At 66.3% G+C, this 25,513-nt stretch carries 20 protein-coding genes and 1 tRNA gene; 12 read left to right on the top strand and 9 right to left on the bottom strand.

The annotated features are described in order from the left end of the window. Positions 1 to 55: 55 nt before the first annotated feature. Together MKK50_RS16115 and MKK50_RS16110 are read left to right on the top strand one after the other, a co-directional pair. Positions 56 to 1,825, top strand: coding sequence for an N-acetylglutaminylglutamine amidotransferase (locus MKK50_RS16115; RefSeq protein ID WP_499023727.1), 1,770 nt, complete (start codon positions 56 to 58; stop codon positions 1,823 to 1,825). 139 nt (positions 1,826 to 1,964) lie between these two features. Continuing rightward, positions 1,965 to 2,804, top strand: a complete 840-nt coding sequence (locus tag MKK50_RS16110) for a class II glutamine amidotransferase (protein WP_499023725.1) — start codon at positions 1,965 to 1,967, stop codon at positions 2,802 to 2,804. A 93-nt stretch (positions 2,805 to 2,897) separates the two neighbouring features. Here the strand turns inward: MKK50_RS16110 and MKK50_RS16105 are convergent, their stop codons facing one another. After that, complete coding sequence (locus tag MKK50_RS16105; protein WP_499023724.1) at positions 2,898 to 3,644, bottom strand: sigma-70 family RNA polymerase sigma factor; 747 nt, start codon at positions 3,642 to 3,644, stop codon at positions 2,898 to 2,900. Between the two features lie 798 nt (positions 3,645 to 4,442). On the opposite strand from MKK50_RS16105, the gene MKK50_RS16100 reads away from it, so the two are divergent. Next, positions 4,443 to 5,135: a hypothetical protein gene (locus MKK50_RS16100; RefSeq protein WP_499023722.1), complete on the top strand. Its 693-nt coding sequence runs from the start codon at positions 4,443 to 4,445 to the stop codon at positions 5,133 to 5,135. 153 nt (positions 5,136 to 5,288) lie between these two features. Further along, on the top strand, positions 5,289 to 5,555 hold the full coding sequence (locus MKK50_RS16095; RefSeq protein WP_499023721.1) for a hypothetical protein: 267 nt from the start codon (positions 5,289 to 5,291) through the stop codon (positions 5,553 to 5,555). 219 nt (positions 5,556 to 5,774) lie between these two features. Here MKK50_RS16095 and MKK50_RS16090 read toward each other — a convergent pair whose 3' ends face one another. From MKK50_RS16090 to MKK50_RS16080, 3 genes are read right to left on the bottom strand one after another with little or no spacing between them, the layout of a single operon-like run. Then, complete coding sequence (locus MKK50_RS16090) at positions 5,775 to 6,821, bottom strand: sensor histidine kinase (RefSeq protein WP_499023719.1); 1,047 nt, start codon at positions 6,819 to 6,821, stop codon at positions 5,775 to 5,777. Then, complete coding sequence (locus MKK50_RS16085; RefSeq protein ID WP_015952952.1) at positions 6,818 to 7,264, bottom strand: response regulator; 447 nt, start codon at positions 7,262 to 7,264, stop codon at positions 6,818 to 6,820. The genes MKK50_RS16090 and MKK50_RS16085 overlap by 4 nt, the downstream gene beginning before the upstream one ends. Positions 7,265 to 7,266: 2 nt before the next feature. Continuing rightward, entirely contained in the window at positions 7,267 to 9,165 is a 1,899-nt protein-coding gene (locus tag MKK50_RS16080) for a sensor histidine kinase (RefSeq protein ID WP_499023716.1), read from the bottom strand. A gap of 327 nt (positions 9,166 to 9,492) precedes the next feature. On the opposite strand from MKK50_RS16080, the gene MKK50_RS16075 reads away from it, so the two are divergent. Then, positions 9,493 to 10,377 carry a Crp/Fnr family transcriptional regulator gene (locus tag MKK50_RS16075; RefSeq protein ID WP_499024085.1) on the top strand — a complete coding sequence of 295 codons (885 nt, stop codon included), beginning with the start codon at positions 9,493 to 9,495 and terminating at the stop codon, positions 10,375 to 10,377. A gap of 33 nt (positions 10,378 to 10,410) precedes the next feature. On the opposite strand, the gene MKK50_RS16070 is transcribed toward MKK50_RS16075, so the two are convergent. Then, positions 10,411 to 12,723: a PAS domain-containing protein gene (locus tag MKK50_RS16070; protein ID WP_499023713.1), complete on the bottom strand. Its 2,313-nt coding sequence runs from the start codon at positions 12,721 to 12,723 to the stop codon at positions 10,411 to 10,413. 887 nt (positions 12,724 to 13,610) lie between these two features. Beyond that, positions 13,611 to 13,685, bottom strand: a tRNA-Thr gene (locus tag MKK50_RS16065). 282 nt (positions 13,686 to 13,967) lie between these two features. Here MKK50_RS16065 and rpsT point away from each other — a divergent pair. From rpsT to recF, 4 genes are all read left to right on the top strand, one after another. After that, positions 13,968 to 14,234 (top strand): 30S ribosomal protein S20, encoded by a 267-nt coding sequence (gene rpsT, locus MKK50_RS16060; protein ID WP_056197115.1) that lies wholly within the window; start codon positions 13,968 to 13,970, stop codon positions 14,232 to 14,234. A gap of 813 nt (positions 14,235 to 15,047) precedes the next feature. Then, a complete protein-coding gene (gene dnaA, locus MKK50_RS16055) occupies positions 15,048 to 16,553 on the top strand; it encodes a chromosomal replication initiator protein DnaA (protein WP_253368156.1) in 1,506 nt (501 codons plus the stop codon). 310 nt (positions 16,554 to 16,863) lie between these two features. Continuing rightward, the gene (gene dnaN / locus MKK50_RS16050) at positions 16,864 to 17,985 is read left to right on the top strand and encodes a DNA polymerase III subunit beta (RefSeq protein WP_499023710.1); all 1,122 of its coding nucleotides are present in this window, start codon (positions 16,864 to 16,866) and stop codon (positions 17,983 to 17,985) included. Positions 17,986 to 18,025: 40 nt separating this feature from the next. After that, positions 18,026 to 19,180, top strand: coding sequence for a DNA replication/repair protein RecF (gene recF, locus MKK50_RS16045; RefSeq protein WP_499023708.1), 1,155 nt, complete (start codon positions 18,026 to 18,028; stop codon positions 19,178 to 19,180). Positions 19,181 to 19,183: 3 nt separating this feature from the next. Here the strand turns inward: recF and MKK50_RS16040 are convergent, their stop codons facing one another. Continuing rightward, positions 19,184 to 19,588: a type II toxin-antitoxin system VapC family toxin gene (locus MKK50_RS16040; RefSeq protein ID WP_499023705.1), complete on the bottom strand. Its 405-nt coding sequence runs from the start codon at positions 19,586 to 19,588 to the stop codon at positions 19,184 to 19,186. Continuing rightward, positions 19,588 to 19,827 carry a type II toxin-antitoxin system VapB family antitoxin gene (locus MKK50_RS16035; protein WP_499023703.1) on the bottom strand — a complete coding sequence of 80 codons (240 nt, stop codon included), beginning with the start codon at positions 19,825 to 19,827 and terminating at the stop codon, positions 19,588 to 19,590. Before MKK50_RS16035 ends, MKK50_RS16040 begins: the two co-directional genes overlap by 1 nt. A 102-nt stretch (positions 19,828 to 19,929) precedes the next feature. Between MKK50_RS16035 and recQ the strand changes: the two genes are divergently transcribed. Continuing rightward, positions 19,930 to 21,777, top strand: coding sequence for a DNA helicase RecQ (gene recQ, locus MKK50_RS16030; RefSeq protein WP_499023702.1), 1,848 nt, complete (start codon positions 19,930 to 19,932; stop codon positions 21,775 to 21,777). Positions 21,778 to 21,822: 45 nt separating this feature from the next. Here recQ and MKK50_RS16025 read toward each other — a convergent pair whose 3' ends face one another. Then, a complete protein-coding gene (locus MKK50_RS16025) occupies positions 21,823 to 21,966 on the bottom strand; it encodes a hypothetical protein (RefSeq protein ID WP_499023700.1) in 144 nt (47 codons plus the stop codon). Positions 21,967 to 22,473: 507 nt separating this feature from the next. On the opposite strand from MKK50_RS16025, the gene MKK50_RS16020 reads away from it, so the two are divergent. Together MKK50_RS16020 and recD2 are read left to right on the top strand one after the other, a co-directional pair. After that, complete coding sequence (locus MKK50_RS16020) at positions 22,474 to 23,160, top strand: hypothetical protein (protein WP_003598308.1); 687 nt, start codon at positions 22,474 to 22,476, stop codon at positions 23,158 to 23,160. Between the two features lie 107 nt (positions 23,161 to 23,267). Continuing rightward, positions 23,268 to 25,451 (top strand): SF1B family DNA helicase RecD2, encoded by a 2,184-nt coding sequence (gene recD2 / locus MKK50_RS16015; RefSeq protein ID WP_499023699.1) that lies wholly within the window; start codon positions 23,268 to 23,270, stop codon positions 25,449 to 25,451. The last annotated feature ends 62 nt before the right edge of the window (positions 25,452 to 25,513 follow it).

Genomic DNA, 25,513 nt, shown 5'->3' with positions numbered 1-25,513 from the left:
CGGTTCTGCCGCTCGGGGTCGAAGACCAAGGACGAGATGAGGGCGGCTGGCGGCGATGTGCGGGATCTGCGGGGAGATCAACTTCGGCGGCGCGGCCGATCCGAACGCCGTGCGGGCGATGATGGAGGTTCTGCGCCCCCGCGGTCCTGACGCCGGTGGGATCCACGGCCAGGGCGGCGTTCTGTTCGGCCATTGCCGTCTGAAGATCATCGACCTCTCGGAAGCCGGCCAGCAGCCGATGGTCGATGCCGAACTGGGGCTCTCCATCGTCTTCAACGGCTGCATCTACAACTACAAAGACCTTCGTGAGGAGCTGATCGCCAAGGGCTACCGCTTCTTCTCGACCAGCGACACCGAGGTGGTGCTCAAGGCGTTTCACGCCTGGGGCCGGGACTGCGTGAAGCGCTTCCTCGGCATGTTCGTCTTCGCCGTCCACGAACGCGATTCGGGCCGCGTCACGTTCGCCCGCGACCGGCTCGGCATCAAACCGCTCTATTATGCAGAGTCCGGCAAGCGCTTCCGTTTCGCCTCCGCGCTGCCGGCCCTGCTCGCAGCCGGCGATGTCGACACCACGATCGATAAGGCGGCGCTCCACCACTACATGAGCTGGCACGCAGGCGTGCCGGCCCCACTGACGATTCTCAAGGGCGTCCGTAAGGTCCACCCGGCCACGACCCTGACGTTCGAGCCCGATGGCTCGCGCCGCGAAGAGACCTACTGGTCGCTCGTGGTCGGGCCGCGCGAGGAGGATCGCCACAGGACCGAGGCGGATTGGCGCGCGGCGGTGCTCGATTCGCTCACCACGGCGGTCGCCCGCCGCCAGATCGCAGACGTGCCGACCGGCGTGCTGCTGTCGGGTGGTCTCGATTCCTCGGTGATCGTCGCCCTGCTGGCCAAGAGCGGTCAGAGCGGACTCAAGACCTTTTCGGTCGGCTTCGACGCGGTGAACGGCGTCGAGGGCGACGAATTCAAGTATTCCGACATCATCGCCGAGCGGTTCGAGACCGACCACGCCAAGCTCGTCGTGGACGGCTCCCGGACGCTCGAGGCCCTGCCGGCCGCGATCCATGCCATGGCTGAGCCGCAGATGAGCCACGACGCGGTGGCCTTCCTCCTGCTGTCACAGGAAGTCGCCAAGCACGTGAAGGTAATCCAGAGCGGACAGGGCGCCGACGAGGTGTTCGGCGGGTACCACTGGTATCCGAAGCTGATGGGATCGACCGATCCGACGACGGATTACGCGAACGCCTATTTCGACCGCGACCACGCGGAGATGCGTGAGACGCTCACACCCAATTTCGTGGATGAGGATTACAGCCGCGATTTCCTCGCCCGTTTTTTCGCCGAGTCGAAGAGCGCCAGCGCCATCGACAAGACCCTCGACCTCGATCAGCGGATCATGCTCGTGGACGATCCGGTCAAGCGGGTCGACAACATGACCATGGCCTGTGGGCTGGAGGCGCGCGTCCCCTTCCTCGACCACGAACTGGTCGAACTCGCCGCGCGCATTCCCGCCGAACTGAAAGTGCGCGACGGCGGCAAGTACATCCTCAAGGAGGCTGCCCGCGCCGTGGTCCCGGCCGAGGTGATCGACCGGCCGAAGGGCTACTTTCCGGTTCCGGCCCTGAAGCACATCCGCGGGCCGTTCATGGAGTTCGTGCGCGACGTGCTCGACCGTCCGGCGGCGCGCGAGCGCGGCATCTTCAACCGGGCTTACGTCGATCGCCTGCTCGCCGATCCCGACGGGACGCTGACGCCGAAGGGCAATTCCAAGCTCTGGCAGGTCGCCCTGCTCGAAGCGTGGTTGCAATCGCACGGTATCTGATCTCCCGCTTCCGCGTTGCAGGCATGAACCGCCGCGTCGAAATTCATCCGGCGCGTGCGGCAGCGCTCAAGGTGACGCGGATTCTCCACGATCTTGGCCGATGCGCGATGCGCAGGAACGCTGCGGGAGACCCCAAACGATGTGTCGCTGGATCGCCTATCGAGGCCGCACGATCCCGCTCGAGCATTATGTGACCGAACCGGCGCATTCGCTGGTCTCGCAGAGCATCAAGGCGCTCGAATCGACTGCGAGCACCAACGGCGACGGCTTCGGCCTGGGCTGGTACGGCGACCATCCCGAGCCCGGCCGCTTCCGCGAGGTGCAGCCGGCGTGGTCCGACGAGAACCTGCGCTACATCTGCCGCCACCTGCACTCGCACCTGTTCTTCGCCCATGTGCGTGCGGCAACCGGCACGCCGATCACCCGGCCGAACTGCCACCCCTTCGCCTGCGGACCGTGGCTGTTCATGCATAACGGCTACATCGGCGACTGGGCGCGGCTGCGCCGGCCGATCGAAGCCTTGATACCCGACGAACTCTATCCCTCCCGCAACGGCACGACCGATTCAGAGGCGCTGTTCCTGGCCATCCTCGGCCAGGGCCTGATGGCATCGGAAGTGAAGCGCGACCCGATCACCGCCACGACGCGGGCGCTGGCTGCGGTGACGGAACTGGTCGGCGGCATCGAGGGCGGGCATCCGTTCCGCTTCACCGCGGCACTCGCCGATGGGCGCGACCTCTACGCCTTCCGTTACGCTGCTAATGATGCAGCCAACAGCATGTATTACCGCCAGTCGGCAGATGGCGTCGTGGTGGTCTCGGAGCCCTTGGATAAGGAGCACGCGACCTGGACCCCGGTACCGGACAACAGCGTCGTGATCGCCCGCAAGGACGCGCTGGTCGAGGTCGTTTCGCTGAAGGATTTCGGCCTCGCCCGGACGTCCCGCCTGCCGCAACTGCAAATGCAGCTGAGCGCATAACCGGGCACGGCGCCGAGGCGACGCTCGGCGCGGCCAGATTCTTGTCGTGAAGCGCATTCCGACGGACCGGTGGCCGTTTCATCGGAATGTGATTCAGGCCATCCAGGTCGAGCCGCTGACGGCGGAGAGCGTCATGCTGTCCGAGCCGACATCGGCGGCGCTGTAACCGAGGATCTGCGCGAGTTGTTCTCGAGCACGCCAGACCCGGCTCTTCACCGTGCCGATGCGGCAATTCATGACGTTGGCCGCCTCCTCATAGCTGAGGTTCTCGATCGCCACGAGGATCAACGCTTGCCGCATCGGTAAGGGTAGCTTGGCGAGCGCCGTCTGCGCGTCCATCAGATCGACATGGCCCGATTGCTCGGGTGCCGCAGCGAGCCGCTCGGCGTAATCGCCGTCGCTGTCGGCGACCTCGCGCACCTCCTTGCGGTGGCGCGAGTAGAAGGCGTTGCGCATGATCGTGAACAACCACGCGCCAAGATTGGTGCCGACGGTGAAGCGGGAGCGGCTGCGCCAAGCCCGCAGGAACGTATCCTGCACGAGGTCGTCGGCGGCCGACGGATTCTTCGTCAGCGACATCGCGAAGTTGTAGAGGCGCGGCGTCATCTCGATGATCGAGGCTCGGAACGAGTCCTCGTCCTTCCCCTCTTGAGCGACGAGGACGGTCTCCAACCTAGCCAGAAGAGCGTCGAAGCGACCGGCCTCGATATTCGGATTGCCCGGCACCTGCGCGTAGGCTTCCGCAAGAAGCGCTCCAAGGCGTTGCTGGACGTCAGCAGGGAGCGTCGGCACCTCGTCGTCGAGGCGCAAGGTGAGATCGTCGAGGGTCGTCTTTGGCATCAGGTCCTGTGGCTGGTCACGGACGCGCGCAGGGGTCCGTGCCCCGGCGCCGGACTTGTCTCGCGATTTGCAGTCCCCTGCGCCAACATAGATTATCAGGGCTCGAAAGAGCGTATCGGTATTTAGAGGAATAGGAGGGCTTTCCAGATCCGATGGTGCGCGTGGTCGGCCCCGTATGAAAATCAGCCTCACATTCTATTTTTTACAGTCGCATCGAGCGATTGGCGGCGATTAAGGTTGGATCTGCGCAGTTTTGCGACCGTTCCGTGAAAAGGATCGTGCATCGTAATGGGGCGTCCACTTCGGGTATTCGTGATTTCCGCGGCCGCCATCGGCACCGTTCTCATCACCGGCCCCTCGCCCGTTTCAGCCACGCGCCGATGCCGGAGGCGGGCGACCTTCTCAATCCCGAGCGCTCACCGATCGAGACCGCCTACGATGTCCTCAGCCGACGCATCGCACGAGATGAGGCAGAGCGGCTTGCACCGCCCTTTCGCCGGAGAGCGGCGCCGTGGTGATCGCCGCTGCGCTGGTGAGCCGCCAAAACGCTATTCGGGCTCGACCCGCAGGTCTATCTCGGCACGGTTCTTCAAGGCGCCGCGGTGGCGCCCCTGCGCTACGATCCAGCAGCCGGCCAGCGCCCGACAGCTGTACTGCAGGCGGCCGATCCGACGCCGGGGACGCCGGGCCTCAACAGCTACGCCGTGTTGCCGTCGTTCCCTGCCGCCAACTCCATGACCGGCAACGGCCTGCTGGCCTCGGTCCCGGGGGAGCCGGCCTAACTACGCCGACGACGCGATGTCGGCTTTCCAGAACCTGTTGCGCACACCCGAGCCTGCTCTTGATGCCGAGCGGGTAAAGAGCGTGCGAGCGGTGTTCGAGCGCGTCGGCTGCGCCGGTTGCCATTCCGGGCCGGCGGTCACCAACCATCGGGTTGTCCCCGCGGCGGAGATCGGCATGCAGCCGAGCCGTGCGCGCTCGACCGTGCGGATGGAGGCGCACCTCGCTCCGCCGATGATCTTTGCCACCGACACGCCCTTCCCGCTTCCGCCCGATCCCGAGTTCGTGTCGATCCCCCTGGGCGGCGAGGCGGTCAAGCAGGTGCAGCTTGCCTGGGCCCATGCCGGCACCGGGGGCAGCTACGAGGTGCCGAACCTCATCGGCCTCGCCTGGAGCGCACCCTACCTCCACGATTCCGGCGTCGCGGTCGGTGCCGACGCCAACGCGCAACTCGGCGTTCCGGGTACGCTCGATGCGGGCATCCCGCCCGATCCGGCCAACAGCTTGCGGGCGCTGGTCGATCGCAACCTCCGCGCGAAGGTCGTTTCGGCGAACAAGGCCTCACCGAGAGCAAGCACCGCACGCGTCACGTGCGAGGGCCACGCTTACCGGGCCGATGCCGAGGCTGGAGTTTCAGGCGAAGAGCAGGCGGACCTCGTCGCCGATCTTCTCTCGGTCAACCGCTTAACCGAACCTGCTTCGGTGGCGTGACCCTACCGCCCCTCAATCCGAGCTGCCGGTGCGACGCATCGCCCGGATTACGTTTCGCGGTGATCCGACACGGCCGCGGCTGGTTAATATCGATCCATCCGGCAACGGTCGCGCTCGCACGGCCTGAGCCACCCCAGCGAATGAGCCCGAACCATGAGCGTCCTGGACGTGCTCCCGCTCCTGGCTTTCCTGGCACCGATGCCGCCGATCCGGCCGGAGCCGCCATCGCCTCCGCCGATGCCGGACTGGTTTCCCGCCTTCATCATGGGCATGACGGTGTTCATCATGGTCGCGCCGATGGTCGCCATCTGGGGCTTTCACCGCTCCGAGCGTTCGTTCCGCTCGACCTGCCAAGCGGCCGGCGGACAGGTGGTACACGCCTCGCCTGCCGACGACGCGGTCCGCTGCCGCCGATTCTGAACGGCCGAGTTTCGCTGGAGCCGGAAACCCGGTTGCGGTTCGCGGCAACCCGGAAAAAAGCCCGCACCGGCTGAGCCGGCCCGGTCGAAGTCGCGGAGAAACAGTAAGGGACCTGATGAGCCGGTCACCGGCTTCAGCCGACGCCGTTCATTCATTCAGCCGCGCAAGGGCCCTGCAAAGTCGTAGTTCAGGCGCTGCGTCCGAGACGATAACGCGGCATCAGGCTTGAAACGATAAGACGGCGCGTGTTCCGCTCGGGCCGGGAACGTAGGTCAGCACCGAGCGCAGGTTGGAGGCCATGGCCCGGATGATGCGCGAGCCGAGGCCGGTGCCTTTCGCTGCCCCCTCCCCCGTCCAGCCGATCCCGTCATCCTCGACGGCGAGGGAGAGCGTGTCGGGGCCCTCGCGCATCACCTGGACGCGGATCTCGCCCTGGGTCTCGGCGGGATAGGCATACTTGTAGGCGTTGGTGACGAGTTCGGTCACGACGACGCCGAGCGAGACCGCCTTGTCGGTGGCCAGCCGGATCGGCTCCGCATGCAGGCGGATGGCGTGGTCGCGCCCCGACGCCTTCATCGCGAGCTGTAGCTCTTCCACGAGCCCGGTCAGGTAGGCGTCGAGTTCCACCGCCTCGACATCCTGCGAGGTGTAGAGCCGGCGGTGGATGCCGGCGATGGCCGAGATCCGAGCCTGCATCTCTTCCAGCGCGTCCTTGGCCGCGGGGTCCGCCACCGCGTTGGTCTGCATCCGGGCGAGCGCGGCAACCAAGGTCAGGGAGTTGGCGACCCGGTGGTTCACTTCGCGCAGCAACAGCTCCGCCCGGTCGCGCGCCTCGCGGACGGCGGCTTCCGCCCGCTCCTTGTCGCGGCGCAGGGCCTCTTGGCGTAGGGCGGTATCGACCGCCTCGCCGAGCAATTCCCTGAACTGGCCCTGCACGTCCTTCCAGACGTAATCGACCGCGCCTGCTTTGAGGGCGGCCACCGCCACACGGCTGTCCTCGGAGCCGGTCACGTAGATCACCGGCGGCGCTTCCGGCAGGGCCCGCAGCATCGGCAGCAATTCGAGCCCGGTCCGATCCGGCATGTGATGGTCGAGGGCGATGAGGTCGATCTCGCCTGCCTGCGCCCGCGTCAGCCCGTCCGTGCCGTTCGTTGCCAGTTCGACATGGTGCCCCCGGGCCTGAAGCGAGCGCTGCACGAGGCGCCCGAGGCCGGGATCGTCGTCGATGTAGAGGATGCGGCAGGAGGCGGGGGGCGCGTCGCTCATGAGTTCTCGGGAACCTGGATGACCGAGAAGAACAGCCCGAGCTGACGGATGGCGTTGGAGAAACCCTCGTAGTTCACGGGTTTGGTGATGTAGACGTTCGCCCCGAGATCGTAGCAGCGCTGGATCTCACGGCTGTCGTCGGTGGTCGTGAGGACGACGACCGGCGAGCGCTTGGTGTGCGGATTGGCCTTGATCCGCTCCAAGATGTCGATGCCGGTCATGTCGGGCAGGTTGAGGTCGAGCAGGATCAGAAGGTGGCGCCGTCCGCTCACCTCGCCGGTGCCGTCGGCCCCGAACAGGAATTCGAGTGCCGAAGTCCCGTCGCGAAACGGGAGAATTTCATTGTTGACCCCTGCGCGCCGGATGTTGCGCTCGATCAGCCGGGCATGACCCTCGTCGTCCTCGATCATCACGATGCTGACGGTATGGAAAGGAGGCTGCATGGCTACTCCGCGGCCAGAGTCATCGTATCGGGAGGATCGGATTTCGCGGCCCCGCCTCGGCCTGTAACCGGCTCGCGCGGCAGCGTCACGATAAAGGTTGTGCCGACGCCCGGCTGTGACGACACCTCGATCCGTCCGCCGAGCGCGCGCACCAGGGCTTTTACGCTGGCGAGCCCGATCCCCTCCCCCGGCTGATCCTGCGTGCCGGACCGCCGGAAAAGCTCGAAGATGCGGCCATGATCCTGCGGTGCGATTCCCCGCCCCGTGTCGGAGACGGCAAAACGGATGCGGTTGCCGGGCGCGGGCCGGGCCGTGACCTCGACGGTTCCGGACCGGGCCGGATCGAGATATTTGAGGGCGTTGTCGATCAGGTTGCCGAAGACCTGTTCCACGGCGAGCCGGTCGGCCACGATCGAGGGCAGATCCTCGGCCACCGTCACCGTCACGCCCTTGCGCTCGGCCTGGTGGCGCTGGGCGTCGGCGATCCCGCGGATGACGGCCGTCATCGCGAGGGGCTCCGGGCTGAACCGGCGCCGGCCCTCTCGTGAGAGTTTCAGGATGGCGGCGATCAACCGCTCCATCTTGACGATCGCCGCCTGGATGAAGCCCAGCGCCTCGGTGATGTCGTCATCGATCCGCCCGCCCTGCGGATGGTCGCGCAGCACCGTGCGCAACTCTTGGCGCACCGCCTCCAGTTCGCTCGTGAAGCCCATCACGTTGACGAGCGGCGCGCGCAGATCGTGGCTGACGATGTAGGCGTAGCGCTGAATCTCCTCATTCGATTCCCGCAACTCGGCCTCGGCCTCGCGCTGCTCGGTGATGTCGGTGTGGACGCCGACCCATTCGCGGATGGCACCGTGCGGCTCGAGCACGGGGACCGCGCGGATCGAGAAATGCCGCCACAAGCCGTCCCGAGCACGCACCCGGTGCTCGTGCAGGAAGGTGCTGCGGGCGGCGACGGTCGCGTTCCAAGCCTCGACGCTTGCCTGCCTGTCCTCCGGATGCACGGCGTCGGCCCAGCCGAAGCCCTCATACTCGTCGCGGGTTTGCCCTGTCAGGGCGGCCCAGCCGGGCTGTTCGCCCATCATCCGGCCCTCCGGATCGTTGGTCCACAGCACGCCGCGCACGGCTTGTACGGCGGCCCGAAAACGCTCTTCGCTTGCCCGCAATTCACCCTGGATCCGCTGCTGATCGAAAGCGGAAGCGAGCATCGCGAGGAACAGGATCACGAAGGTCGCCCCGGCCACGTAGAGGGCGAGATTCTGCTGATCCACGCTCGTCGCTGCGAAATGAGCGGAATGAGCGCCGGCGTCCTCGGCGGTGATCGTCGCGGCTGCCATGCCGGTGTAGTGCATACCGGCCACTGCAACGCCCATGGTCAGGGCGGCGGCGAAGCGCTGCCAGACGTTCGTGGGTCGAAAGGTCAGCCACAGAGCGACGGTCGCCGCGGTGATGGCGATCCCCACCGAGAGCGCGACAACCGGCACGCTGTAGGCGAGCTGGCCGGGCATCCGCATCGCGGCCATCCCGGTATAGTGCATCGCCGCCACGCCGATCCCCATGACGGGACCGGCAACGAGGACGTCCCTGCGGCCAGCCCGCCGACGGCCGACCCAGGCCAAGGCCGCGCCAGTCACCCCGATGGCGATGAGAAGGGACAGGAGCGTGTGGCCGAGGTCGTAGGCTGCGGGCCGCCCCATTTCGAAGGCCAGCATCCCGACGAAATGCATCGACCAGATGCCGCCCCCCATCGCCAAGGCCGCACCCAGAAGCCAAGCCCAGCCCAGCCCGGATGCGGCGGCGCGCACGCGTCCGCCGAGATCGAGCGCGGTGTAGGAGGCGAGTACGGCAATGGCGAGGGACAGCGCCACGAGAGCCGGATTGTAGCCGGTGGAAACCATCTTCAGGCAGAATCTCGGAGGCTGTCGATAAGTGCTTGCGCCACGGGCACCATCGGATCCGCTTCACGAACCGCGACGATGCGAGCCGGGCGCGGCACGGCTGCCCGAGACCCGCTTAAGTTACATTGCGGACGCGTTTGATGCTATCGCGGCCTACCACTGAGATCGTACCCCCGTTCTTTATCGTACAAACTCACGAGAGCGTTTTAGGTCGGAAAAGGGGCGCTACCCGCTTGCTTCGGTAACTACCTTAGGTACGAAACAGATGCGCTCAGGCACGGAATGTCGCAAGAAATGCGATCCTGTATGGCTGAGTACCCGAAGCAGATGCGGCAGAAGCGATCGAATTGCCTCATGACGCCGCCGCCTGCATCCCGATTCGGTCGAGAATCACTCGACGACGTTGAGACCGTCGCGTCGCAAGCATTCGAACTGGTCCAGAGCGGGCGAACGGAGCCGCCGCCACGTGATTCCTTGGCGCGAAAGCTCGCGACCTATGTGGATCTGACCCACCGTGACCTCTTGGACCTCGAAGAATGGACTGCAAACGGTCGTCGCTACACGGCGCAGACCCCGCTTTTGCACCAGTCCGACGTCCCGGAAAGCGCCATCCTAGTGCTCGACGGCTTCGCCTGCCGCTACAAGTTCCTGACCAATGGGCGACGACAGATCACGGCCTACCTCCTGCCGGGGGACCTCTTCGAGCCTGATCTCGACTTTCGCCTGCCGCTCGACTGCGCGATCGGAACCCTGACCGCCTGCCAGCTCGCCTTCATTCCACGTGCCGACTACGAGAGCGTCATCCGGCGACGTCCGCGGATCGCCCGCGCGCTGCAGATGGTTCGGCTGACCGAATCGGCGACCTTGCGCGAATGGATCACCAATCTCGGCTCCCGGTCCGGTCCCGAGCGGCTGGCACACTTTCTGTGTGAAATGCTGCTGCGTCTGCGGACTGCCGGTCTCGCCCCCGGTAACCAGTACAGCTTCCCCATCACGCAGGCCGATCTCGCCGACACGCTCGGCATGTCGTGCGTTCACGTCAATCGCGTTCTCCAGAAGCTGCGTCGCGACGGCTTGATCGAGCTTTCCGGCCGCCGGCTCACGATCTTGAAGCCCGAGGGGCTCAGGGTGCTGGCCGAGTATGACGCATCCTATCTGGAGCTTGCCGCTGTCCCGCTGCGGCCCTCGGCCATCGACGAACTCATCGCCTGACGACTTATTCCCGAAGCCGCCGCCTCTCGTCCCTCAAAGGGTGGCGGTTGGTTGCACCCCGGCTCTGGCCGCCGTCAGCACCGCTTCCGGCAGGGTACGCGCCCCGAGCGCTTCCATGACGCGGGCTCGGTGGATCTCGACGGTGCGCGGACTGAGGCCGAGGACTCGGCCGATCGACTTGTTCGTGCCCCCTGCCAGCAACCCCTCCAGCACCTGCCGTTCTCGGGGTGAAAGGGCCGCGATGCGAAGCTTGGCGTCGTCGTGGGCATGGCTGCGCTCGGTGTCGGTGCGCTGTTCGGCCAAAGCGGCCGAGACGGCGGTGAGCAGAACCGCCGGCTCGCATGGTTTTTCGAGGTAATCGACGGCACCGGCCTTCATGGCGCGCACGCCGAAGCCGACATCGCCGTAGCTGCGCCCGATGACGAGTACGGGCAGGGCGAGCTGCGCGGCCTTGAGCGCTTTCGCCACCGCGAGGCTCTCCGGTCCAGCGGTCTCGATGTCGAGAATGACGCAACCCGGCTGCAGGGAGCTTGCGACCTCTGCCAGCCCCGCGGCCTTTGCGAAGGCCTGCACCTCGTAGCCGGCCAGCTGCAGCAGCCTGAGCATCGCTCGTCGCGCGGGCGCATCCTCGTCCACAAGGTAGATCCGTGCGCCGGTGCGCCCCGTCACATCTTCGGCGATGCCGCCGAGTTGGTGAACGCGGCCATTTTCTCCGGTGATCGGGAAGAACGTATCGCGGATCCGCCTCACGGCGCCGTCCGACGGGCGCAGGATGCGGTACTCTTGGACGACCACCTCACCCTGCCCCACCCGTTCGAGCGTATGGCTCACGCTGTCGCGGTCGTCCGGATGGATCGTTCCAAGCCAGCGCTCGAGGGACGGCAGCCGCTCCGGCGCGACGCCCCAAACGTGTCGAAGGGCATGATTGAGGTAAGTCAGATGGCGGCTCTCCAAATCCGCGAGCCACAAGACGTTGGTCGAATGTTCGGCAAATCGCCTGAAGCGCGCTTCGCCCGCGCGGTGGGCGGCCTCCTCTCGCTTGCGCTCGGTGATCTCAACCGCGACACCGATGAAGCCGGCGGGTCGGCCGTCTTCGAACTCGGCTCGTCCGCGCGTCGAGACCCAGCGCTCGACGCCGTCCCCGAGTCCGATCACCCGATACTCGACGTGGTAGGTGCCATCGCCTGCCAGATCGATGCATCGGGCGAGCGCCGCCTCAACCCCCGTGCGATCGTCGGGATGGATCGCCGACAGCCAGACGGATTGATCGAGCGGCGTGTCGGGTGTCAGCCCCCACATGGCCTTGAGACGCGCGTCGGATTGCAGTGCCCCTGTCGCGGGGTTCCAACGATAGGACGATAGGCCACCCAGATCGATGGTGGCCCGAAGACGGGCTTCGCTCCGTCTCCAAACCTCCCCCGTTTCGCGCTCTTCCTCGACGAGGAGGAGTACGGCCGGCTCCGTGCCGTTCCAGGAGTGTGCGTTGTCGGTCGGACCCTGCAGAGGCACCCCACTGATCCGTGCCCAGCGCCCGATCCCGTCATCGCCGCGGTAATGGAAGCGCGTGACTGGGACGCTTTCGCCACGCGAGGCCCGCGCGAACGGATGATCGCGCGGATCGAGGAGAGTGCCATCCGCTGCATAGGCGGTCCAGTGCGGGTCCGCGTCGGCACCGGGCACGCGACCCTGTGTCAGAAGGGGCTGTAGGATGGAGTTTGCGACGAGGGCCTGACCGTCCGACCCGAACAGCCCGGCGCCAAACGGAAGAAGCTCAATCAGAGCGATCAACGGCTCGGTTCGCTGCCACGATGCGACTCCCGTCTCTTCAGGCCGAGAGCGGACGATGGGCGGCTTCCGCTGCGCGTCGAGTAGAAGCCCGATGAGTTCGGAGAATTGCTGGAACAATCCCGTGATCTCCGGGCGATCCAAATGCGCCGGCTCCGCTCCGATCGCACAGAGTGTCCCGAAGATCTCTCCATCCGGCATCGTGATCGGAAAGGAGATGTAGCTGCGAAAGCCGCGATCCCTAGAATTCGAGAGGTCGTGCATCGCCGTATCCGAGCTGACATCGTCGATGACGACCGGTCGGCGATGCCGCCGCACCTCCCGGCAGAGCATTGAATCCGCGGGAAGCACGGCGTCCGCCTGTAGGCCGAAACCGGCGTCACCTCTGACCCAGCAAGCCAGCCACGTCTCGTCCGTCACCTGCGCCACAGCCGCAAAGCCGAGGCCGGTGGAGCGACGGATGATTTCGAGCATCGTCGGTATCGCCGCGAGGTGCTTCGCTGCGGTGATATCGGGCCATCGGTCCGGGTTGGCGGCCAGACATGTCGCAGAGGCGTTCATGCGGCGGACTCCGGCTGCGATCCCGTCCTGATATGCGACGTCGAACGAGGCATACGCGAATATGGGCGGCCGACGGACACTTCGGCCGCGATCCCAACAGGTCCGGCTCGAAATAGATTTCTGACCTCACATCGCGACTGACGAACGGCAGAGAAGCGAAAAATGAAAAGCATATCGAGATATCATTCTGCTGAAATTTCACGGTAAAAATTATCATGCAAAGAGATGTGATGAAATATTGGGCATAGGCTAAAATTCAAAGTAATTGAGTTACTTCCCGAATGTCAAAGAGTTCCGTCGCGAGTTGGACTAGCGCAATCCACGCGCCGGTGTACTTAGATGAAAACGCATCAGCATGGAAATGGTGCCGACTGAGCGTGCTGATGTGACAAGCGGGATTTGGACGGAGTCGAACGAGGGGGCAGCGCGAACAGGGACAGCCCGGAAGGACGCTGCGTGCGAGAGTGAACGCGCGGCAGATAGTGGTGAAGTTGCGCCCAGGTGGCAGAGGGAAATCGGTAGCCCTGTCGCGATAGGGACAGTCAATCGACGCCCCCGATTAGCGGTCGGCATCATTGGAATGTCTAACCGGTCATATCGTCGACCCGCGCGGGGCCACGTTTCGAACGTGCCAGCTGAGTAAAGTCGTCACGCTACGTCTGCGATTCTGCGGGCAATGACGTATGCCCATCCATCGTCGGTAGGCTAAGCCGTTTCGTACTCGAGCCGGTCGAGAAGCATTTGCAGGCCGAGGCAAAAGCTGCGGATCCTACAAGCTGCCATGGTGGTGCTACTGTGAATGACGATGTGTGAGACCGCTGTGTAAGCGCGCGGTCATCTTTCAGCGAGTCGTACGCCCTAACCTACTAATATCGTTAGGGAAAGAATGGTGCTGCGAGAGAGGATTGAACTCTCGACCTCCTCATTACCAATGAGGTGCTCTACCACTGAGCTACCGCAGCGCGGTGCCGGGGGGCGGTGCCGCCGCCGGACTGGAGGGGCATTAGCCGATCGAATTTCGCTTGGCAACGCTGTTCCGTCGCACAAAATGCGTGAGCCGCAAGATTGAGCGATGGCATGACGATTTGTTGACGGACCATGGGTGTGTCGCTATAGAGCAGCCACCACGTCCGGCCGCAGCATTGCGACCGGTCTTTTCGCCTTTGCTTATCATCAGGCTGCGTTGACCGACACCGGATGCTCCGGGCCGGGTTCTTGCCGCCACGACCAGACGAGGATGCCCCATGGCCAACACCGTGTCGGCCAAGAAGATGACCCGCAAGATCGCCAAGCGTACGGCGATCAACCGCTCGCGCCGCTCGCGGATGCGTACCTTTGTCCGTAAGGTCGAGGAGGCGATTGCCACCGGCGATCAGGGCCAAGCCCTCACTGCCCTCCGTGCCGCCGAGCCGGAGATCATGCGCGCTGCCCAGAACGGCATCGTTCATAAGAACAACGCTTCGCGGAAGGTCTCCCGCTTGGCCGCCCGCGTGAAGGCCATCGCTGCCTGATCGGATTGCGACGGCTCCCGGCCTTCCGAACGGAAGGCTTGCCGGGAGCTCGCTCGATATGATGCTGCATTCAGCCCGGCCGCACTGGCCGGGCTTTTTTCATGCCTGCAAGGCCACGTGAGTCCTAAAGCAGGCCATGGCCCGTGACAGGCGTGACGGAGAGGCGGCATGCCCCTCCCCGAGTGTGCTGCCGCTGGACGCGCTCGAAAAGCTCCCGATGATCGGCCGTCTTCCCCTCGGCACGACGGCGCAGCCTGCGTTCGGCGAGAGACGCGAAGCCGGCGGGCTTCGCCGTGCCCCCGAGCAGGCTCCAAGCCGAGGCTCGATCGGTCACGGTTGTGCACCGGCCCATGATGCTTCTCCACAGTTCGCGCCGGGTTATCCCGAATCGACGCTTGCAGCTGCTCATTGAGGGCGCTCTGAAGGTTTCGTTAACCATGCGCAAAGTGCTTTTCATTGCGCGCAGACGCGCTGCCCGTGTAGCTTAACAAAACCTTGCCGGGCGAGCAGCTCGACAAGATCAGCACCTACACCCCCAGAGTCGTCCCCAAGTTGCGGGCAGGCCTTCGACTCTTCGGTCCCTACCTGACGACTCGGTGGCCACGAAGATGTTTTCCCCGATCGTCCCGCTGTTAGGAGAACGATAGAGGATTGTTGATACACAGCCATCTTTAGCGATGGGCCGCGACGCAGCTCTTGACAGCGCCGCGGCCACTCTCGGTGCCGCCCGGATCGGGCGGCGCCTCCTCTCGTGTGGCGTATGCGTACGCGTCCCCTCCGGTCCGCCGGCTGAGGATGCGAGGAGACACGGTGATGCACCTCGACGGCAGCATGTCGGACGGCGATGGCGGAAACGGCAGAGGAAGCGTTGATCTTCCCGCCGCCTGGACACGGGTGAAGCGGCGGCTGCGGGCGGAGCTTGGCGAGGATGTCTTCGCGAGCTGGTTCGCCCGCCTCGAACTGGAGAATGTGGAGGGTGGGGTCGCCCGCCTCACTGTTCCGACTCGGTTCCTCAAGAGCTGGATCGAATCGCATTACATCGACCGAGTGCTGACGACCTTCCGCGCCGAGGCCGATGGCGTCAGCCGCATCGAGGTCGGCGTGCGCGGTCCCTCCGCCCCGGTTCGGCCGAGTGCCGGCGTGCAGGCGAAATCGAACCCGACGAGCGGACCGCTGACCCGTCTCCACGCGATCGCGACGCCCGCGGCCCTCCAGGGACCCGGACCGATGATCGAGACCGAGATCACCTCGTCCCGCGGTGATTCGGCCGGGGTCGATCTCAACGGCGCGCCGCTCGATGCGCGGCTCTCGTTTGCGAACTTCGTCGTGGGCCGCTCCAATGCGCTGGCCCATGCTGCTGCCGAGCGGATCGCCCGCAGCGACAGCGACGGCGCGCTCTATAACCCGCTTTACGTTCATGCCGGCGTCGGCCTCGGCAAGACGCACCTGCTCCACGCGGCCGGCCACGCCGCCCGCGAGGCCGGACGCCGGGTGATCTACCTCACCGCCGACCGCTTCATGTACGGCTTCGTCAACGCCCTGAAGACGCAGAATGCCCTGGCCTTCAAGGAGCGCCTGCGGGCGATCGATCTGCTCATCCTCGACGACGTGCAGTTCATCCAGGGGAAGTCGATCCAGACGGAGTTCGGTCACACCCTCAACGCACTGATCGATTCGGGACGTCAGGTGGTGGTCGCCTCCGACCGGCCGCCGACGGAGCTGGAAGCGCTCGACGAGCGCGTGCGCTCGCGTCTCGCCGGTGGCCTCGTCGTCGAAATCGGCGGGCTCGACGAGGGGCTTCGCGCCTCGATCCTCTCCGCCCGGCTCGACGCCGTGCGTCAGAGCCACCCGAACTTCGAGGTCTCGCCGGCCGTGTCGGCCTATGTCGCCCGGGCGATCACGGCCAATGGCCGCGACCTTGAAGGTGCGGTGAACCGGCTCCTGGCCCACGCGACTCTCACCGGCGCACCGGTAACGGTCGAGACCGCCGAGACCGCGATCCGCGACCTTGTGAAGAACCGCGAGCCCAAGCGGGTGAAGATCGAGGATATCCAGAAGTTGGTGGCCTCGCGCTACAACGTGTCGCGTTCCGACATCCTGTCCGAGCGCCGGACCGCCGCCGTGGTGAAACCGCGCCAGATCGCGATGTATCTGTCGAAGGTGCTGACCCTGCGCTCCCTGCCCGAGATCGGTCGCCGCTTCGGCGGGCGCGACCACACCACCGTGCTGCACGCGGTGCGCAAGATCGAGAAGCAGATCGGTGAGGATGCGGTGCTCGGCGACGAGGTCGAGCTGCTGAAGCGTATGCTCCAAGACTGAGACGGGGCCGGGCGCGTCCCGGTCTCGCCTTTGTGGCGTTTCGTCATTCCTGCGGATCCTGTCCGGTCCGGGCCGTCCTCCCGCGCCGTGCGCCATCGAGGGGCGGGACAGTGCGAAGGCCGCCCTTGCCTTCGCGGGGGCGCTTCGCCAAGCTGCCGGCCCTGTTCCGCTTCGGAGTGCCTCGCGAAACGTCCGGTCGCCGGCCCATTCTCCGGTCGCGATGGCCGAACGGGCGTTTGGTGAGCTGCATCCTCATCCGGCCTGATCGACGGCGGGCGGGTCGATTGTTCAAGAGACGACGGGTTTTCCGATGAGAGTCACAGTCGAGCGCGCAGCCCTCCTGAAATCGCTCGGCCACGTCCACCGGGTGGTGGAGCGGCGCAACACGATTCCGATTCTCTCCAACGTCTTGCTGCGCACCGGCGAGAACGGCCTTCAGCTCAAGGCGACCGACCTCGATATCGAGGTGACGGAGACCGTCGCCGCCGACGTGCTCGATGCCGGCGCTACCACGGTGCCGGCCCACGTCATCTACGATATCGTCCGCAAGCTGCCCGAGGGCGCGCAGGTCTCGCTGGAGACCTCCGGTGAGACGGGGCAGATGACGATCCGTTCCGGACGCTCACGCTTTGCGCTGGGCGCCCTGCCGGAGGGCGACTTCCCCGATCTCGCCGCGGGCGAACTGCCGCATTCGTTCGTCATTCCCGCGGCCGAGCTGAAGCAGCTCATCGAGAAGACGCAGTTCGCGATCTCGACCGAGGAGACGCGCTACTACCTCAATGGCATCTACTTCCACACCCTCGAGGTCGAGGGCGCCCTGAAGCTGCGCGCGGTGGCAACCGATGGGCACCGGCTCGCTCGCGTCGAGACTGAGGCTCCCGAGGGCAGCCGCGGGATGCCGGGCATCATCGTCCCGCGCAAGGCTGTCGCCGAGATCCAGAAGCTCGTGGACGATGGCGGCGACAGCGTGCAGGTCGAGCTGTCCCCAGCTAAGATTCGCCTGACCTTTGCCGGCGGCGTGACCCTGATCTCGAAGCTGATCGACGGCACCTTCCCCGACTATCAGCGGGTGATTCCCACGGGAAACGACAAGCGCCTGACGGTGGAGCGTGACGCCTTCGCCAAGGCGGTGGACCGCGTCTCGACCATCTCGTCCGAGCGTGGCCGTGCCGTGAAGCTCGCCGTGAGCGAGGGACGCCTCGCCCTGTCCGTGACCAACCCGGATGCCGGCTCGGCGACCGAGGAGCTGGATGTCGATTACGAGTCTGCCGCCCTCGATATCGGCTTCAATGCCCGCTACTTGCTCGACATCACCGCGCAGCTCCAGGGCGACACGGCCCTGTTCAAGCTCGCCGATCCGGGCTCACCGACGCTGATCCAGGATCGGGAGGGCGCCCCGGCGCTTTATGTGTTGATGCCGATGCGCGTGTGAGTCCGCTTCCGGCCGCGGCCGGATCGGATATATCGCTTCGATGGACATGCTGCCGGGAGGCCCCCGCCTCACCCGCCTGATCGCCCGCGATTTCCGCAATCACGTCGATCTCGATCTTGCCACCACCCGCCGCTTCGTGGCTCTGGTCGGCGAGAACGGGGCGGGCAAGACCAACATCTTGGAGGCAGTCTCGCTGTTCTGTCCCGGCCGCGGACTGCGCCGGGCCGATCTGGCGACGATGGCGCGGGTCTGCGGACCGGGGGGATTCGCCGTGTCGGCGACGCTCGAGGCGTCGGAAGCCGAGCATCGGCTGGGCTCCGGCTACGAGCCGCCGGGCTATGACGGGCGCGGCACCCGAGTCTGCCGGATCGACGGCGCGCCCGCCTCCTCCCCCGTGGCGTTTTCGGAGTTCCTGCGGATCGTCTGGCTGACGCCGGATTTCGACGGGCTGTTTCGCGGCTCGGCCGGCGATCGGCGCCGTTTTCTCGACCGGCTGGTGCTCGCCGTCGATGCCGGCCACGGCGCTCGCGTCTCGGCCATGGAGCGGGCCCTGCGCTCGCGCAACCGCCTTCTCGACGAGCGGCCGGATGACGGCCGCTGGCTCGATGCGGTCGAGCGCGAGGTGGCCGAACTCGGCGTTGCCGTCGCGCTCGCCCGGCGCGAGACGGTGGAACGCCTCGACCGGCTGATTGCCGAGACGCGGGACGATGCCGCGCCCTTCCCTTGGGCCTCGCTGCGGCTGGAGGGCGACCTCGACGACCTCGTCGCGGTCTGGCCGGCTTTGGAGGCGGAGGATCGCTTCCGCCGCGCATTGATGCAGGGCCGCCACCGCGACCGCGCGGCGGGCCGCACCCTGATCGGGCCGCAGACCACCGACCTTGTCGTGCGCCACGGTCCCAAGGACGTACCCGCCGCCACCGCCTCGACCGGCGAGCAGAAGGCGTTGCTGATCGGCCTCGTTCTCGCTCATGCCCGCCTCGTGCGGGCAATGAGCGGGCTCGCACCCCTCATCCTCCTCGACGAGGTCGCCGCCCATCTCGATCCGCGCCGCCGCGGCGGGCTGTTCGATGCGCTCGAAGCGCTGGAGGGGCAGGTCTGGATGACGGGCGCCGATCCGGCCTTGTTCGCGGAACTCGAAGGCCGGGCTGACCTGATCGGCGTCGCGGATGGCTGCCTTGTGCCGGCCGGGGAGTGAGGCTCAACCCGTCGCGCTGGTGATGTCGGTCTGCGAGAAGTCGTTGCCGACGAAGAGGAGCGGGACGTTACGCCTTCGGGCGCAGGCATAGGCGAAGCAGTCGCCAAGATTGAGTTGAGCCGGGTGGCCCTGGCCCTTGCCGTAGCGCGCGTAGGCGGTGAGCGCCTCCTGTCCCTCCGCCTCCGCAATCGGTACGATCGTGATGCCGACGGCCTCCAGAAATTCTCGAACCTGCGCCTCCGACGTCTCGGCGGACTGAGCACGCCTCCGCGTCACCGCCGCGACGGTTTCGAACACCGCCAGGGCGGAGGTGATCGGAGCGGGGGCGCTGTCGAGACACTTCAGCAACAGGCTGCGTTGCGGCTCGCCGATCAGGATCGCGACCATGGCCGAGGCATCGACGAACATCACGACTCCCCGTTGAGTTCGTCGAAGAACGCCTTGTCGGCCGGCAGACCGGTGTCGGGCACGGCATCGAGACGGTCGAGCAGCGGGCGCAACCGTTCTTCCAGTGGGATGCGGCGCTCCTGCCGTTCCAACTCATTGACGAGTGCGATACGCACCGCCTCGGTCTTGCTCACCCGAGCCTGCGATGCCAGCTTCTCGGCGAGGCGATTCACCTCCTCGCTGCGGATGTTCAGGGGCATGGCGGCCTCGCTGTGTAGACGGCCGTACACTATTGCCTACACGCCTGTTCCGCAAGTCGGCTCCGGCTTCCACTCCGTTCCCCGCCTTTGGCAAGAGACCCGATGACAGCTCGCCTCGACGAGGCCCGCGCCGCGCTGAAAAAGACCTTCGGCTACGACGATTTCCGTCCCGGCCAGGACGAGGTGATCGGCGCCGTGCTCGACGGTACGGACGTGTTCGCGGTGATGCCGACGGGCTCGGGCAAGTCGATGACCTACCAGTTGCCGGCTCTAGTCGATGCCGGACTGACGGTGGTGGTCTCGCCGCTGATCGCGCTGATGCACGATCAGGTGCAGCAGATGCACGCCTTCGGCATCGAGGCGGCGACCCTCAATTCGACGATCGCGGAGGCGGCGTCGCGGGAGACGTGGCGCAAGATCCGCTCCGGCGAGCTACGCCTGCTGTTCGTCTCGCCGGAACGTCTGCTGATGGACGGGTGCATGGAGGCCCTGCGCGGGGCCGGCGTGCGGCGGCTCGCGGTGGATGAGGCCCACTGCGTCTCGCAATGGGGCCACGACTTCCGCCCCGAATACCGTGAAATCGCTCGCGCCCGCGAGGCGCTCGGCAACGTACAGACCCTGGCGCTCACCGCCACCGCCGACGCCGCGACCCGCGCCGAGATCGCCGAGCGGCTGTTTCCGGCAGGGCGACCTCCGAAGACCTTCGTCCATTCCTTCGACCGGCCGAACATCCGGCTGACCTTCCAGCCTAAGGACAACCCGACCCGCCAGTTGGAGCGTTTCCTGCGCGACCGCCGCGCGGAGAGCGGCATCATCTACTGCTCGTCGCGCAAACGGGTGGAGCAGCTCGCCGACACGCTGAAGGGAGACGGGTTCAACGCCCTGCCCTACCATGCCGGGCTCGACCAGGGCACGCGGGCGCGGAACCAAGACACCTTCCTGCAAGAGGACGGCGTGGTGATGACCGCCACGATCGCCTTCGGCATGGGCATCAACAAGCCGGACGTCCGGTACGTCTGCCACGCCGACATGCCGACCAACATCGAGGGCTATTACCAAGAGATCGGCCGCGCCGGCCGCGACGGGCTGCCGTCGGACACCCTGACCCTCTACGGCCTCGACGACATGGCGCTGCGCCGCCGCCAGATCGACGAGAAGGAGATCTCGGAAGAGCGCCGCCGAGTCGAGCGGCGCAAGCTCGAGGCGATGATCGCGCTGTGCGAGGGCGCCGCCTGCCGCCGCCAATCGCTGCTCGGCTATTTCGGCGAGGCAAGCGAGCGCTGCGGGCGCTGCGATCTCTGCCGCGGCGGCATCTCGCTCATCGACGGGACGGTGGCGGCCCAGAAGCTGCTCTCCGCCATCGTCCGCACCGGGCAGCGCTTCGGCGCAGCCTATGTCTGCGACGTCGTGCACGGCAAGGAAAGCGACTCGATCCGCCGCAACGGCCACGCCGCGCTCAAGACCTTCGGCGTCGGCAACGACAAGCCGGTGGCGGCGTGGCGTGCCCTCCTGCGCCAGCTCTTCGCCGCGGGAGCGGTGGCCGAGAACACCGACGGCTATGGCGGCCTCGTGATGACCGAGAAGGGCGAGGCCATCCTGTTCGGCCGCGAGACGATCGAGGTCAGACCCGATCCGGAGCCGAAGAAGGCCGAGCCGAGGAGCCGCCGCGCCACGCCGCGCGACGACGAGGCGAATGCGCTGAGCGAGGCGGACGAGGCGCTGTTCCAGCACCTGCGGGGGCTTCGCGCCACCATTGCGCGGGCGGAAGGCATCGCCGCCTTCATGGTGTTCCCCGACCGGACCCTGATCGAGATGGCGCGCGCAAAACCCGTCGATCTCTGGGCGCTCCGGACCGTCCATGGCGTCGGCGAGCGCAAGCGCGAGGCCTATGGCGAGCGCTTCACGGACGCGATCCGCGAATTCCTGGCCGACGCGAAGCAGGCCGGCTGACTCGGGGGCAGCGCAATGGCGCGTTGCCCCCGTGCGAGTGGGCGATCAATCGTAGGTGAAGCCCTCGTCCTTCATGTAGACGTTGGACACGCCGTTGCACCAATCAAGCTTGAAATCGTCCGAGCCGTAGTCACGCCACTTCACGCGGAACGGCACGACGCAATCGCCGTCGTTGCTGTTCCAATCCAAGGACGCGGACTGGCCGGGATTGATCAATCCGCCGATCCAGTTACGGCTCCAACGGCCATTCCGATACGCATATAAATCGGTATCGCATAACATTCAGCGCTATTATGCGGTCTGAACGCATAATTGCTGCCGATTTCTGTTGATCTAAGAGAAATTAACCCTGATAAACAATATAATTATATAAATTAGCATGCAAAATCCGATATCGAAACTCGATTAGACGATAAAGCTACGTCCATATTCAGCCGTAAATTAGTGAACCCAACGTGGATTGACGAAGCGTCCCAAAATTTGATCGGGCTCGCCGCACAGGCGCTTTCACCGATCCCGAAGGCCGACGGGTGAGCCGCCACGGGGCATCGCGACCTCCCGCCGCAGGCCCCGCGGTTTGCGTCGGCAAAAGTTATCCACATATTATCCACACACAGAACATATAGCGAACTTTCGCCGTCGCCGAAGACGGCGTGCTCCCACTCACGGGCCATGTCCACAGTCTGGGGACGCACCATGAGAACAGCCGACAAGCAGATTGCCGACATCCTCGTGCGCTTCGGCGAGCCCTTCGCGGGCAACGTCTGGCGCGTGCAGGGCACGGCGGTGATCTATCACAAGACCCTGGAGCGGATCGCCGCCCACACAAAGATCCGCTTCGATCCGCCGACGCTTCTGCGCAGCGAGCGCGACGAGGCGGTGATCCTCGTCACCGGCCACATGCCCGGCGAGAAGGCTGGCGAGGAGCGGGTCGAGTGGTCGATCGGCGAGGCGCTGGTCAACGTGAACTATCGCGTCTCCGGCCGGCAGGCGGCCTACGTCTACGCCATGGCCGAGAAGCGGGCGAAGGACCGGGTGATCCTCAAGCTGATCGAGCTGCACGGCCTCGTCTATTCCGAGGAGGAAGCCGACGAGTTCCGCCAGAACCAGCCGATGGCGATCCGCGCGGTGGACGAGGATTTCGATGCGCCGCCGGCCTTCGACGAGGTGACCGAGCAGGAAGCCGACCTCAAGCGCCTGATCGACGAGGCGGAATCGATCAATGCGGTGACCGACCTGATGCTCGACGAGCGCACGCAGGGCATCCTCAACGCCATGCCGCACGGCACCCGCGAGGAAGTGCGCGACTACGCGAAGGCCCGCTTACGAGCCCTCGGTTGGCCACCGGCCAAGAAGGGCGGACGCGGCAGCCGGGCTGCATAGGGGATCCCGAAGGACGAGCCCTTCGGCATAGCCCCAGCGGTCTCGCAGGGCTCTGCCCTGGACCCGCGAAAGGACTTGTCCTTTCGAAACCTTGACGGGGTGAGCCGATGAACGCGCCGGTCCGGCCTCCCGATCTCGACGTGCTCGCCGGTTCGGTCGAGCGGGTGACGTTCCACAGCGCCGAGACGGGGTTCTGCGTCCTCAAGGTCCATGCTCGCGGCCGGCGCGACCTCGTGCCGGTGGTGGGCCATGCCCCCGCCATCGCTGCGGGCGAGTGGCTGACGGCCTCGGGCCGCTGGACCACGGATCGCGAGCACGGCCTCCAGTTCCGCGCCGACACGCTCCAGGTGACGCCGCCCACGGGAATCGAGGGCATCGCGCGCTATCTCGCCTCTGGCCAGATGCGCGGCATCGGCCCGATGATGGCCAAGCGCATCGTCGCCGCCTTCGGCGAGGCGGTGTTCGAGATCATCGAGGCCGAGCCGGCCCGCCTCACCGAGGTCGAGGGCATCGGCCGCAAGCGCGCCGCGCGCATCGTCAAGGGCTGGGCCGAGCAGAAGGCGGTGCGGGAGATCATGATCTTCCTGCACGCTCACGGCGTCGGCACCGCGCGGGCGACCCGCATCTTCCGCACCTATGGCGGGGATTCGCTGAAGGTGATGGCCGAAGACCCCTATCGGCTCGCCCGCGATATCCGCGGCATCGGCTTTCGCACCGCCGATGCCATCGCGCTGCGCCTCGGCCTCGCCCCGGACGCGCCGCAGCGGCTCGCGGCCGGTGTGTCCTACGCGTTGCAGACGGCGATAGACGAGGGCCATTGCGGCCTGCCCGTCGAGCGGCTGGTGCGCCTCGCCGCCGCCCTCCTCGACGTCGCGTCCGATCTCGTCCGGCTCGCGGCGGCGCTTGCCCTGCGCGAGGGCCGCGAGGTCGTCGCCGATACCCTCCGCGGCGAGCCTTGCCTGTTCCTGAAGGGCCTGCACGTCGCCGAGCGCGCCATCGCGATGCGGCTGGCCGAGCGCGCTGCCGGCCCGCCACCCTGGCCGGCGATCGATTTCGCTCTGGCCCGCCCCTGGGTCGAGGCGAAGACCGGCAAGACCCTCTCCGCCTCGCAGGCTGAAGCGGTCGAGTTGGTGCTCCGTTCGAAGCTCTGCGTGCTCACCGGCGGCCCCGGCGTCGGCAAGACCAGCACCCTCGACGCGATCCTGCGCATCCTCACCGCCAAGGGCGTGCGGGTGGGGCTCGCCGCCCCCACCGGCCGGGCGGCCAAGCGCATGGCCGAGCAGACCGGGCTGGAGGCACGCACCCTCCATCGCCTGCTGGAGATCGATCCGCGCAACGGCGGCTTTCAGCGCAACGAGGACAACCCGCTCGATTGCGATCTCCTCGTCATCGACGAGACCTCGATGGTGGACGTGCCGCTGATGCATGCCCTCCTCAAGGCCGTGCCGGAGCATGCCGGCCTGATCCTCGTCGGTGATGTCGATCAGCTTCCCTCGGTCGGGCCTGGACAGGTGCTGGCCGATGTCATCGCCTCCGGGGTCGTACCGGTGGCGCGCCTCACCGAGATCTTCCGCCAGGCGGCGCAGAGCCGCATCGTCGTCGCCGCCCACGGCATCAACACGGGGCGGATGCCGCCAGCGCCCACCAAGGGCGAAGAGAGCGATTTCTACCTCGTCGAGATCGAGGAGGCGGACGAAGGCGTCGATTGCTTGATCGAACTCGTCACCCGCCGCATCCCTCGCCGCTTCGGCCTCGATCCCACCCGCGATATCCAAGTGCTGACGCCGATGATCCGCGGCTCGCTCGGCAGCCGCAATCTCAACCATGCTCTGCAGCGCGTGCTGAACCCCTCGCCCCCGGCGGAGGTGGAGCGCTTCGGCTGGCGCTTCGCGCCCGGCGACCGGGTGATGGAGACCCGCAACGACTACGACCGCGACGTGTTCAACGGCGACCTCGGCACGATCAGCGCCATCGAGGCGGAAGACGAAGCGCTCGTAGTCGATTTCGATGGTCGCGCGGTGATCTACCCGTTCAACGAACTCGACACGCTGGTGCCGGCCTTCGCCACGACGATCCACAAGGCGCAGGGCTCGGAGTATCCGGCCGTGGTGATCCCGGTGGTGACGCAGCACCGCACGATGCTGGCGCGCAATCTGCTCTATACCGGCGTCACCCGCGGGCGCCGCCTCGTCGTGCTGATCGGCCAGCGCCGGGCCCTCGCGATGGCGATCCGCGAAGGGGCCTCGCGGCGCCGCTGGACCAAACTGCGGGAATGGCTGGTCGCCGCCTGAGGCCGGGGCATCGGCGTTTTGCCCTCGCCCCGGCCCCGCTGCTTCGTGTAGGCAGCGGGCGA

The organism is Methylobacterium sp. J-043 (genome assembly GCF_022829505.1).
Taxonomy (GTDB): domain Bacteria; phylum Pseudomonadota; class Alphaproteobacteria; order Rhizobiales; family Beijerinckiaceae; genus Methylobacterium; species Methylobacterium extorquens_A.
The sequence above is the reverse complement of the archived record's forward strand: the minus strand, read 5'-3'. Positions and strand labels throughout refer to the sequence as shown.